Annotated in this window: 13 protein-coding genes and 1 pseudogene; 8 read left to right on the top strand and 6 right to left on the bottom strand. The window is 42.9% G+C overall.

Features of this window, described 5'->3' with window-relative positions; translation table 11 throughout:
• Positions 1-60 precede the first annotated feature (60 nt).
• The 4 genes and pseudogenes from QEO93_RS00890 to QEO93_RS00875 all read left to right on the top strand — a co-directional run bounded on the left by QEO93_RS00890 (position 61) and on the right by QEO93_RS00875 (position 3932).
• Positions 61-879, top strand: a complete 819-nt coding sequence (locus tag QEO93_RS00890; protein ID WP_032137473.1) for a basic amino acid ABC transporter substrate-binding protein — start codon at positions 61-63, stop codon at positions 877-879.
• A 131-nt stretch (positions 880-1010) separates the two neighbouring features.
• Positions 1011-1750 (top strand): annotated as a pseudogene (locus QEO93_RS00885) (transporter substrate-binding domain-containing protein).
• Between the two features lie 169 nt (positions 1751-1919).
• Complete coding sequence (locus QEO93_RS00880) at positions 1920-3296, top strand: amino acid permease (RefSeq protein ID WP_032137474.1); 1377 nt, start codon at positions 1920-1922, stop codon at positions 3294-3296.
• Positions 3297-3362: 66 nt separating this feature from the next.
• Positions 3363-3932 (top strand): hypothetical protein, encoded by a 570-nt coding sequence (locus tag QEO93_RS00875; RefSeq protein WP_032137475.1) that lies wholly within the window; start codon positions 3363-3365, stop codon positions 3930-3932.
• A 42-nt stretch (positions 3933-3974) separates the two neighbouring features.
• Here QEO93_RS00875 and QEO93_RS00870 read toward each other — a convergent pair whose 3' ends face one another.
• From QEO93_RS00870 to QEO93_RS00855, 4 genes are all read right to left on the bottom strand, one after another.
• Positions 3975-5126 carry a THUMP domain-containing class I SAM-dependent RNA methyltransferase gene (locus QEO93_RS00870; RefSeq protein WP_032137476.1) on the bottom strand — a complete coding sequence of 384 codons (1152 nt, stop codon included), beginning with the start codon at positions 5124-5126 and terminating at the stop codon, positions 3975-3977.
• Positions 5127-5250: 124 nt separating this feature from the next.
• Positions 5251-5517 carry a hypothetical protein gene (locus QEO93_RS00865; protein WP_032137477.1) on the bottom strand — a complete coding sequence of 89 codons (267 nt, stop codon included), beginning with the start codon at positions 5515-5517 and terminating at the stop codon, positions 5251-5253.
• Complete coding sequence (locus QEO93_RS00860; RefSeq protein ID WP_032137478.1) at positions 5514-5804, bottom strand: nucleotidyltransferase family protein; 291 nt, start codon at positions 5802-5804, stop codon at positions 5514-5516. Before QEO93_RS00860 ends, QEO93_RS00865 begins: the two co-directional genes overlap by 4 nt.
• 35 nt (positions 5805-5839) lie before the next feature.
• On the bottom strand, positions 5840-6055 hold the full coding sequence (locus QEO93_RS00855) for a PspC domain-containing protein (protein WP_085815474.1): 216 nt from the start codon (positions 6053-6055) through the stop codon (positions 5840-5842).
• Positions 6056-6137: 82 nt separating this feature from the next.
• Between QEO93_RS00855 and fabD the strand changes: the two genes are divergently transcribed.
• The gene (fabD, locus tag QEO93_RS00850) at positions 6138-7067 is read left to right on the top strand and encodes an ACP S-malonyltransferase (protein WP_032137480.1); all 930 of its coding nucleotides are present in this window, start codon (positions 6138-6140) and stop codon (positions 7065-7067) included.
• 141 nt (positions 7068-7208) lie between these two features.
• Here fabD and QEO93_RS00845 read toward each other — a convergent pair whose 3' ends face one another.
• A complete protein-coding gene (locus tag QEO93_RS00845) occupies positions 7209-7913 on the bottom strand; it encodes an IS1 family transposase (RefSeq protein ID WP_284627564.1) in 705 nt (234 codons plus the stop codon).
• Between the two features lie 235 nt (positions 7914-8148).
• On the opposite strand from QEO93_RS00845, the gene QEO93_RS00840 reads away from it, so the two are divergent.
• Both QEO93_RS00840 and fabG read left to right on the top strand, forming a co-directional pair.
• Entirely contained in the window at positions 8149-9183 is a 1035-nt protein-coding gene (locus QEO93_RS00840) for a WaaS/CpsH family glycosyltransferase (RefSeq protein WP_032137582.1), read from the top strand.
• A gap of 40 nt (positions 9184-9223) precedes the next feature.
• On the top strand, positions 9224-9970 hold the full coding sequence (gene fabG / locus QEO93_RS00835) for a 3-oxoacyl-ACP reductase FabG (RefSeq protein ID WP_032137581.1): 747 nt from the start codon (positions 9224-9226) through the stop codon (positions 9968-9970).
• 69 nt (positions 9971-10039) lie between these two features.
• On the opposite strand, the gene mscL is transcribed toward fabG, so the two are convergent.
• Positions 10040-10480 (bottom strand): large conductance mechanosensitive channel protein MscL, encoded by a 441-nt coding sequence (gene mscL / locus QEO93_RS00830; RefSeq protein ID WP_032137580.1) that lies wholly within the window; start codon positions 10478-10480, stop codon positions 10040-10042.
• 196 nt (positions 10481-10676) lie between these two features.
• On the opposite strand from mscL, the gene QEO93_RS00825 reads away from it, so the two are divergent.
• Positions 10677-12110, top strand: coding sequence for a C69 family dipeptidase (locus QEO93_RS00825; protein ID WP_044250302.1), 1434 nt, complete (start codon positions 10677-10679; stop codon positions 12108-12110).
• The last annotated feature ends 24 nt before the right edge of the window (positions 12111-12134 follow it).

Here is a 12134-nt window from a genome sequence, read left to right as displayed (position 1 = left end):
AAATATTTTCAGGCAGCCTGAAAATATTTTGTTTTATTTTTTAGAAAAGGAACGACTTTTATGAAGTTGAAGAAATATTTAGCACTTGCTGTCTCGTGTGCTGTGCTAAGCGCTTGTGGCGGTAGCAGTGGCAACTCAGCAGCCCAAACTGGTTCTGCACCAGCCAATAACAATAACGCAACCGCTTCCGCACCAGCAGGCAAAGTTTTGCGCGTTGGCACAAACGCGGAATTTGCCCCGTTTGAATCATTAACCGAAACCAAAGAAGTTCAAGGTTTTGATATTGACGTGATGCGTGCCATGGGCGAAGCAGGTGGTTTCCAAGTGGAATTTTCCCACAAACCTTGGGATAGCTTGTTCCCATCATTGGCAAATAGCGACGTGGACGCGTTAATTGCCGCAATTACGATTACAGACGAACGCAAAGCAACCGTAAACTTCACAGAGCCATACTACAAAATCACACAAGTGGTAATGGTTCCTCCAAGCAAAACCGTGAACTCTATTGAAGATCTGAAAAAAATGTCAAAAGTAGGCGTGGTAACAGGCAATACTGGCGACTTTGCAGCACAAAAAATCTTTGGCGCGACTAGCTCACAAATCGCACGTTTTGACAGCGCACCAGTAATGATTAAAGAAGTAGAAAACGGCGGCGTGGACGCTGGCATTAGCGACAGCGCAGTGGTTGCATACTACATCAAGAACAATAATAAAACTGATTTTAAAATGCTTGAAGTGCCTGATTTCACAGTTGAAAACTATGGTATCGCTGTCCGAAAAGATGATGAAGCAACATTAAGGTTGCTGAACGACTCGTTGAAAAAAATCCGTGAAAACGGCAAATACGCTGAAATTGAAGCGAAATATTTTGCCAAATAATTCGGTATAAATTCTTTCAGGCTGCCTGAAATATTCACGCAGCCTGAAAACCAAATCTTTTTCGGATAGCTGTGGTTCTTGATTTAAGTTTGTAGCTATCACTTTGCTTCAAATTAAATAAGGAAACAATCATGAATACCAACAAATGGTTAGCCGTATCTTTTGCCACACTTGCGCTTGCAGCTTGTGGTAATCAATCCTCTTCTCAAAACGCCGCTTCAGGCACAAACACGCCCAAAGTTTTAAAAGTCGTTACCAATCCACAATTTGCACCGTTTGATTCGCTCAACGAAAAACAAGAAGTGCAAGGCTTTGACGTGGATTTGATGTACACTTTAGCAGATGCTGGCAATTTCAAAATTGAATACAGCACCAAACCATGGGATAGCTTATTTACCGCCTTAAGCACAGACGATGCGGACATTGTGGCAGGTACAGTAACCATTACTGAAGACCGCAAAAAAACTATGGATTTCTCCGACCCGTATTATCAGGTACGCAAGTGGTTTTGGTTTCACCAAATAAAACCATCGCTTCGCTGGGCGAACTGAAAAACGCGCAAAAATTGTTCGGCGCAACCAGTGAAAAAATCGCACGTTTTGAAAATGTGCCGTTGCTGATGAAAGAAGTGGAAAGCGACGGACTGGACACGTCGATTAGCGATAGTGCAGTGATTGAGCATTACGTTAAAAACAATGGCAACAAAGGTTTCAAAACACTGACCATTCCTGATTTTGCAGTGGAAAACTATGGTTTAGTCGTGAGAAAAGGCGACACGCAAACGCTTGCGTTGCTCAATAGCTCACTGAAGAAAATCCGTGAGAACGGTAAATATGATGAAATTAAATCTAAGTATTTTGCAAATAAATAGCATTTTATTTTAATTTTCAGGCTGCCTTATCTTTTCAGGCTGCCTGAAATTTTTGCAAAAATGGGTAAATATTTTGTTGCAGAATTTCATATATATCAGGTATATTGATGAATTAGCAGACACGGTTTAACCGTGCTTTTCTTTTTCAATTTTTCAGCAAAGGTATTTTATGCAAAACAGCCCACAACAATCAGAAGGATTGCAGCGCAATCTCAAAAATAGGCATTTGCAACTTATCGCCATTGGTGGCGCAATTGGTACAGGTCTATTCATGGGTTCAGGTAAAACAATTAGTTTAGCTGGACCTTCTGTCTTATTAACTTACGTTTTGATTGGTTTTTTCCTGTTTTTCGTGATGCGAGCGATGGGCGAACTGTTGCTTTCAAACTTAGAATACAAATCGTTCACCGATTTCACTTACGATATTTTAGGTCCAGGCGCAGGTTTCTTTGTCGGCTGGACTTACTGGTTTTGCTGGGTAGTCATCGGGATTGCCGATATTGTCGCCATTACAGGCTACGTTCAATTCTGGTGGGCTGATGTACCGCTTTGGTTGCCAGGTCTCGTCTGCATTCTGTTCATGGGTCTGATGAACATGCTGACGGTAAAATCATTCGGCGAAATGGAATTCTGGTTCGCATTGGTTAAAATTTTGGCGATTGTGGGCTTGGTACTCGCAGGCTTGTATTTAATCTTCACAGGCTTTGTTAATCCGAAAACAGGCGTTCAAGCGTCATTCACACACTTGTGGTCGCGCCCTGGCGGTATTTTCCCGCATGGCATTGACGGTTTCTTCTCAGCGTTCCAAATCGCCGTGTTTGCCTTTTTAGGTATTGAATTGGTGGGTACTGCCGCCGCAGAAACACAAGACCCTTACAAAAACTTGCCAGCCGCCATTAACCGCATTCCTGTGCGCATTATGATTTTCTACGTGTTGGCTTTGACCATTATCATGACGGTTACCCCTTGGGACGAAGTAAATCCCAAAGTCAGCCCATTTGTGAACATGTTTACCCTGATTGGTGTGCCAATCGCTGCCAGCTTGATTAACTTGGTGGTACTCAGCTCAGCCATGTCCTCAGCTAACGGTGGTGTGTTCTCAACAGGCCGCATGCTGTACGGTTTGGCGCAAAACCAAGCCGCACCAAAAATCTTTGGCAAACTGAACATTAACGGCGTGCCAGCCCCTGCCCTATTGTTCTCTTGTGCATTGTTGCTGGCAGGTTTGGTTTTGACGTACCAAGAAGGCGATATCATGGAAGTCTTCACGATTGTTACCACAATTTCCAGCATTGGTTTCATTTTCGTGTGGAGCATGATTTTGCTGGCATACATCAAATACTACAAAACGCAGCCTGAACAACACGCGAAATCCACTTACAAAATGCCAGGCGGTGCAGTGATGGCGTGGGTGTGTTTGGGGTTCTTGTTCTTCGCATTGTGCTTATTCTCACGCGATGCGGACACACTCAAAGGCATGCTTTACACCCCAGTTTGGTTTACCATTTTGGCGATTGCTTACTTGTTAAAATTCAAGAAAAAATAATTTTGCACAATAAAAGCAGCCTGAAATTTTTTCAGGCTGCTTTCCTATCACACAGTCATAAATCCCATGTCATTATTATTTGCTACTATTTTCATCATCGAGTCCTTTCGCACACGCCAATTCAGTTGGCTCATCACCAGCTTATTGCTGTGGCTTAGCGCATATGTGTTACTTGCCTACCAGTTTCCGCCCTTTTTGCACTTCACCACTCCCTTGCAACTCAATATCACGCACGCCTTTATCTTTATCAGCAGCCTGATATTTTGGTGCAACCAACTTCATCGCTATACGCCCCAAAAATGGCAATTCAACAGCAGCCAACTGTTAAGCCTGATTGCCCTGTCTAGCCTCATCATGCACATTGTGTATCTGCTGCTCATCGCAATGGTATGGGCGACTTACCCAAACGGCGTGAGTGGCTATCTGGTTGCCAAACTCCTTGAATTTTATATGCTTAACCCAAGCGCATGGTACATCATCACCGCCACGCTAATGCTGATGTTGCACCTGCACAGCAAAATCAATCAAGAACGCAGCAACATCTTCAGCCGTGAACAATTTGAATACGGTATTTTGTTCACGCTATTTATGCAAAGCGGTTACATCATCATGTCTCTCACAAACCCATTCCGTTAAAAGTTTTCAGGCTGCGATGAATATCCATCGCAGCCTGAAAACTTATTTATCGCGATTGCTGCCTGAAACCATGTCAAACAAGAATAAACGACAATCTAAATTACCGTTAAATAATGGAATTTTACGCTTCGGTTTCAAACGCATCAGTTTCGGCATTTCCATATCGCCCGTGAACATACCAGCCGTCCAACCAGCATAATGCTGTTTCAACCACGAACCGAGCTGCGGATAAAGCGCGTGCAACGCCTGCACTTCTGCCAATCGCACCCCATACGGTGGATTGGACACAACCACGCCATTTTCGCCATTCGGGCGCGTGTCTTGCGCGTCTAGTGTGTTGATTTCAATAAACATATCTACTTCTGCCGCTTGCGCGTTTTCTTTGGCGGCGCGTGTCATAAAACGGTCGTTGTCTGACGCGCTAATTTTTGCCAACGGTTTGTCTTTGATTTGCGAACGCGCTTCGGCTTTCAATTTAATCCATAACGCTTTGTCAAAATTCGCTAAATTCTCAAAACCAAAACGGCGATTTAATCCAGCCGCACGGTTCAGCGCAATCAAAGCTGCTTCAATCGCAATCGTGCCACTACCGCAAAATGGGTCTTGAAATGGCTGCGAGCCGTCATAGCCAGCCAGCAACAGCAAACCTGCCGCCAAATTTTCGCGCAATGGGGCTTCGCCTGTGCCTTGGCGGTAGCCGCGTTTGAACAAGGCTTCGCCGCTTGTGTCAATGAAAATGGACACGTTGCGGTCGTCCAAAAAGGCGTGAATGCGGACATTTGGGCGCGCTTTGTCAATGCTTGGGCGTTCGCCGCAATGGTCGCGGAATCGGTCGCATACACCGTCTTTGATTTTTAGCGCAATAAAATCAAGGCTTTTAACGTTAGCGCGTTTGCCTTCCACTTTCACGCGGAATGTTTGATTGACGCTGAACCAGTCTTGCCATTTCAGATTTTTGGCAGCTTTGTAAATGTCGTCTTCGCCGCGATAGGTGGCGCGTGTGAGTTGCAGCAACACGCGGCTGGCGGTGCGCGAATGCAAATTCACACGGTAAACGTGGGCAAGTGTGCCTTTGCACGATACGCCGCCGTCTGTCGGGGTGATGTCGGTGCAGCCTTGTTGTTGTAATTCTTGCGCCAAGATGGGTTCTAAACCGCGTGGGCAAGTGGTGAATAGGGTGTAGGTGGTTGTCATAATTTCTTGTACTTTATTGTTAATTAACTATATTTGATTCCAATTTTGAGATATTCTCCCAAAATACATTACGTATGGAACAGGTAAACGCCTTTTGCATTCCCTTTGTGCAAATCCTAAGAAACTAGTATATAAATAAGCCTAATGCGTTTTCATCATCATTTGCATATAGCTCTTGACCTGGATTAATTATTCCTTTATCTAGAATGCAAACCCTATCAAGTTTATTGTGATTGATATTTAATCTACTTGAAACTGTCATAATTCTCTTATGCTCTGAAATTAAATCCCCTTTTATATCTGATGCATATGAAAATATAATAGCTTTTTGTATTAACTTAACAAAATTATCATTAGGATTTTTATTTCTAGATTTATAATATTTTTTCATAATACTAAGCTCTCACGCAACACAATTTCCCGAAAACTATCAGGCAAACTTTTCGGCGTATGAATATCCACTTCCATGCCCGTCAATTCAATCAATTCGCTGCGAATTGCGCCCAAATCAAACAAAGCCATGCCTTTTTGCGGTTCAATTAAAATATCCAAATCGCTGTTTTCGTTCTCCAAGCCTTGTGCAACCGAACCAAAAACACGCGGATTTTGAGCGCGGTGTTGCAAAATAATACTGTGAATTTGCTGGCGGTGTTGCTGCAAAATTTGGCTAGGTTTCATGTTTTATTCCTTACGGTTTCAGGCAGCCTGAAAAATCAATCGCGATAAGAATCTTCTGTTGCATTAGGCATTAGCACCCAAAGCACTAAGTAAATCAGCATCCCTGGCACGGCAACGCTGGCGCAGGAAATGATGATAAAGAAAATGCGAACCAAAGTGGGCGACCAACCCAAATATTCTGCAACGCCACCCATCACGCCAAATAATAAGCGGTGGCGATATGAGCGGTGTAATTTAACTAATCTTGCCATGTTTCTTTCTCGTGTTTTTTCAGGCTGCCTGAAAATAGTTTGAACTGCTATAATTGTAGCATTTTTTAACAAAGGAATTTTTATGTCTTTCGCGTTTTTCTTCCCAGGACAAGGCTCGCAAAGCCTGAATATGATGAACGGTTTTGACGGCGTTGCCGAAGTCAAAGCCATATTTGACGAAGCGTCTGCCGTGCTGAACCAAGATTTGTGGGCGATGATGAATGGCGATGACGCTGAAATCATCGGTCAAACCGTGAACACACAGCCTTTAATGTTGGCGGCTGGCGTAGCAACTTATCGCGCTTATTTGGCGGCTGGTGGCAAAAAACCATCTGTTGTAGCTGGGCATAGTTTGGGCGAATATTCTGCTTTGGTGGCTTCAGGCAGCCTGAAATTTACGGACGCGGTGAAATTGGTACGTTTGCGAGCAGAATTAATGCAAGCGGCTGTGCCACAAGGCGTGGGCGCAATGGCGGCGATTTTGGGCTTAGACGATGACGTGGTTCGCCAAGTGTGTGCGGACGCGGAGCAAGGTGAAGTGTGCGAAGCGGTAAACTTCAACTCAATCGGTCAAATCGTGATTGCGGGCAACGCGGCTGCGGTGGAACGTGCGATGACAGCAGCAAAAGAAGCAGGCGCAAAACGTGCGTTGCCGTTGCCTGTGTCCGTGCCTTCGCACTGTCGTTTAATGAAATCTGCGGCGGAAAAATTAGCGGTTGCCTTGCAAGAGATTGAGTTCACGCAGCCTGAAATCCGTGTGATTCACAATGCAGATGTGCAAAGTCATGCAGATGCAGCGGCGATTAAAGATGCTTTGGTGCGTCAGTTGTATAGCCCTGTTCGTTGGACGGAAACTGTGCAATTATTGGTACGCGAAGGCGTTACTCAATCTGCCGAATGTGGACCAGGTAAAGTGTTGGCTGGTTTGGCTAAGCGCATTGAAAAAGAAGCGGTTTGTACGGCTTTGATTTCTCAAGAAACTGTGACTGCTTTTATTGAGTCGAATAAATAATGAACCAACCCACTGTTATTCTCGCTACACCCTTTCTTTAAGAACTTGATGTTTGCATTGAAAAAAATTTGCGACAAATGGGCTATAACGTCATATCTTGATTACAAAAAGAGGTGGTGTCCTGAAAAGTGTGCTGTAAAACTAAACAATGCCAAAATGAATATCAAAGAAAGCCAAATCAAAAACTTTCTTGTGATAAAACATACTTTTAGAAAAGCAACACGTTTTTCTAAACGCTCGCCTTACTTTGTGCCGTAAACGACAGTTATTACCCTCAATGCCAACGGTGTGTTGCTTACCAACTAGATGCCATTCTTCATTTGAAAAGACATTTAAAAATGCAGCCCAGTCGTCTGTCGCCATTCTGTCATAGGTTACACGCAACTCTTTCAAACGCCGTTTGAGTGCTCGCGCTGTTGCTAAATCGCGCTTACCCCAAACGTAAGCGACAATTTCGCCACTTTCTCTGTGATAGGCATAGACTAGCCATACTTTATTAGACTTGTTACCGACAAATGTCCAAAACTCGTCTATTTCAAGTGTAGAGTAATGTTTTTGTTTAGGAAATGGCTCAAACTCATGGCGTTTTAAGGCAGCCTGAACTTTGTCTTTGCTGTAACCCGTAATTGCTGCAATATCGCGAATGCCACAACCTCTAACGGTCATTCTCCAAACCTGTTCATCAGCTTTGGAATGACAACCCTTATAGGTAAGGTTATGGTCGCCAATAAAATTACGGCAGCAATCTTTACAAAAATACTTTTGTTTACGATTGCCAGAGTAGCCATTTTTCTTTATATTTTGTCCTTGGCAGCGAGGACATTTCAGAGTTATTTGTATTTTCACACATTCAATAATACTCTGTTTTCGCTGCTTTTTTATTGCTTATTTTTTACAGCACACTTTTCAGGACACCACCTAATATTTTTATTTGGAATGGTCAAAATATAGACGATTTAAGTACATTTTTAACCCTACCCTACCACCCTGCAACACCCGAAATAAAAGGGTATTACTCGTTTAAAATTGGGTTGGTCGTGCCTTCTAGACCACTTCCTCTTCAAATTAAAAGAGAAATAGCATGAGAAAACCACATATTCTTTTAGGAATGCCAAATCATAATAAAATATACGAAATATTATTAGAGAATTTGCTACTCCAACAATTTGAAGTAACACTTATTTTATCTAATACTATCCAGTTTCATTATCCAAATAAATGGGAACATATTAAGACTAAATTTCGTCAAGTTATTTTATGTGACAAATTTGCAAAAGATAAACTATTAACCAAAATTAATCGCAATCACTGCCTATCTGCTTTTGAACATAATATTACTTTTGACTACGCTCTGTTTATTCGAGGAGACTTATTTCATAATGATGTTCTAAAAAAAGCACAGGAAAATAGCCTATATGGTGTATATAACTATCAGTGGGATGGAATGAATCGTTACCCTAATATATGGGATAAATTAGGATTTATAAATAAAATCTATGCATTCGACCCAACAGATATTATTAATCACCCGACTCAATTATTACCCGCGACCAATTTCTATTTTGATCATCCATTTCCTTTACATAACAAAATAGAATACGATTTTTACTTTTTAGGTTCACATATCACAGAAAGAACGCCTGCCATCATTAGCTTCATAGATTATATTCGTGATAAATCTTTAACCTATCACTTTACGCTTGTATGTGCTAATTCCACACAATTTAAGAAAATACAAACACTTTGCCAAAATCAAAATATAAATCTAGAAAAAGAATCATCCACTTTTTCAGAGAACTTAGAATTAGTAAAAAAAGCAAAAATATTATTAGATTTCAAAAATGATATCCACAATGGTTTATCATTCCGCCCATTTGAAGCATTAGGTTATCGCAAAAAGCTAATTACGACACATGCAGATATTGTGAAATACGATTTCTATCACCCAAATAATATATTTGTGTGGGACGGAAAAACTTTTGACGGCATAGACGAATTTCTCGCAGCTCCGTATCACGAATTAGCCCCTGAAATTTATGAAAAATACAGTTTTGGCAACTGGATTCGTTATATTCTGAATATTGAGCCACACCATAAAATAGAATTGCCCAGATAATTTCAGACAGCCTGAAAATTTTTAACACAAGGAGAGTTATATGAACCCCCAAAACCTAACAGGCAAAATCGCCCTAGTAACAGGCGCATCACGCGGTATCGGTGCAGCTATTGCCGACACACTCGCCCAAGCAGGCGCAACCGTGATTGGCACAGCCACCAGCGAAAATGGCGCAGCAGCCATCACAGAACGCCTAACACAATATCAAGGCACAGGTCGCGTATTGAATGCAGCCGTTTCAGGCAGCATTGAAGAACTGATTGCCAGTATTGAAAAAGAGTTCGGCAAACTAGACATTCTAGTAAACAATGCAGGCATCACGCGCGACAATCTGCTCATGCGCATGAAAGAAGAAGAGTGGGACGAAATCATGGATATCAATCTGAAGTCCGTATTCCGTGCCAGCAAATCTGTTATGCGCGGCATGATGAAACAACGCGCAGGTCGCATCATTACCATCACTTCCGTAGTCGGCACAATGGGCAACGCAGGGCAAACCAATTATTCTGCTGCTAAAGCTGCACTGCAAGGTTTCAGCAAATCATTGGCGCGTGAAGTCGGCAGCAGAGGCATTACCGTAAACTGTGTTGCCCCAGGTTTCATTGACACCGACATGACACGTGTGCTGCCTGAAGAAACACGCAAAACCTTTGAAGCACAAACCGCGCTGGGTAAATTTGGCGAAGCGCAAGATATTGCCAACGCCGTATTATTCTTGGCTTCAGACCAAGCCAGCTATATCACAGGTCAAACACTGCATGTAAATGGTGGCATGTTAATGCCATAAAACAAAAAGGGTTAATGAACAAATCATTAACCCCTTTTTTCAGGCTGCGACAAATCACAACCCACTCAATTATTTTTTCAAAGAATCACGAATTTCGCGCAACAACAAAATTTCTTCACTTGGAGTAGGCTCTGCAGGAACTTCTTCCACAGGAGCAGGCGCTTTTTTCAAGCTGTTCAACGCTTTTACCACCACAAAAATCGCGCTGGCTACAATCAAAAAACTGATAACGGTGTTGATAAATGAACCCACATTCATCGTTACCGCACCATCTGCCTTAGCAGCTGCCAAAGTAACATATTCCGCGCCAGCCGTTTTACCTTGTTTCAAAGTCAAGAATAAGTTTGAGAAATCGATACCACCTAAAATAATACCGATTGGTGGCATAATCACATCATCAACCAAAGACTTTACGATACCTGAAAACGCAGTACCCACAACCATACCGACTGCCAAATCAATTACGTTACCACGCATAATAAAATCTTTAAACTCTTGCTTAATAGACATATTGCTTCCTTAAATAAATGTTGTAAAAAAGTTTCAGGCTGCCTGAAACCAAGCGCGGCATAATACAGAGGTTTACATAACCTATCTTTTGTTATTTTTTATTACTTGCAATTCTTCATTATTAATTTTAATTATTATTGCAGCTATGTGAATTTCCCACATATAATGGTTAATTATTGTAAACAAGGACGATAAAATGGCTTTCATCACCAAAAAAACCGTATGGCTCATCACCAGCGCATTACTGGCAACCAGTTCCGCTTGGGCATGCACAGGCGTTTACGTTGGCAAACAACTCACCAAAGACGGCTCAACCATTTTCGGGCGCACGGAAGACTTAGAAACCGACCACAACAAAACGTTTATCGTATTCCCAGCGCACGACAACGCAGCAGGGGCAGTCTTAAAAGATGAATCCACAGGCTTCACGTTCAATCTGCCCAGCCACAGCTATCGCTATACCGCGCTGCCTGACGTAACCCCGAAAGACGGCTTGTATCATGAAGCAGGCACAAACGAATTTGGCGTGATGATGGACGCAACCGTCAGCGTGTATGCCAATGATGCTGTGTTGAAAATCGACCCACTTGTGAAAACAGGCATCACCGAAAGCATTATGACAACTGTGGCTTTGCCCCACGTAAAAACCGCGCGAGAAGGCGTGGAACTTTTGGCGCGTGTGATTGACGAAAAAGGTGCAGGCGAAGCCAACAGCTTAATCATCGCCGACCAAGACGAAACGTGGTACATGGAAATTGTGTCGGGGCATCAATACGCCGCAGTGTTGCTGCCTGAAAATAAATTCATCGTTTTCCCAAATGGCATGCTTTTGGGCGAAGTGGACGTGAGCGACAAGCAAAATGTGATTGCTTCGCCGAAATTGGTTGAAGTAGCGCAAAAAGCAGGCACATTAAAATTGTCGGGCGACAAAATTCGCGTGGCGGATTCGTATGCTGCGCCAATGAAAGACAGCGTGAAATCGCGCTATTGGGCTGGTGTGAAACGACTCAATCCGCAAGCCACTGTGAATCAGCAAAGCACAGAAACGCCATTTTTTCACACCACCAGCAAAAAAATCAGTCTGCAAGATGTGATGGCATTGCAGCGCGACCGCTTTGAAAACACGCAATACATTCCCGATGATTGGGCAAACAAAAAAGACCCGAAAGCCGCAAATGCGTTGTATCCGATTGGCAATAAAAACACGATGGAAGCACATATTTTCCAAGTGAAAAAAGGTATGCCAAAAGACGTGCCCGCCGTGATGTGGTTGAGCGTGGGCAGTCCGTTGGTTTCACCGTATTTGCCGTTTTATAGCAACATTGAGCAAACTGCCGCGCCGTATCAAGTGGCTGATAAAACCTTCAACGCACAGTCTTATTATTGGGTAACGAGCCGCTTATTGGAACGCTTGTTGGCAAATGAAAGCAGCCTGAAAGAGCCGTTGCGTAAAACCGTGAACCGCATTGAGCAGCCATTTATCGCGCAAGCCAATGCGGAAGCGAAACAGCTCAGCGTGTTGCACCGCAAAAATCCTGAGCAAGCCACGAAATGGATAACGCAACGCGCGGAAAACCGTTCGTTGTATTCATTTAAACAATTGCAACGCATAACGGCTGAATTGAAATAAAAAAGTTTTCAGGCTGCAATAATT

The sequence above is a fragment of the Kingella negevensis genome (assembly GCF_030177895.1).
In the GTDB taxonomy this organism is placed as follows: domain Bacteria; phylum Pseudomonadota; class Gammaproteobacteria; order Burkholderiales; family Neisseriaceae; genus Kingella_C; species Kingella_C negevensis.
Note: the sequence above shows the minus strand (reverse complement) of the source record. Positions and strands in the feature narration are given on the sequence as shown.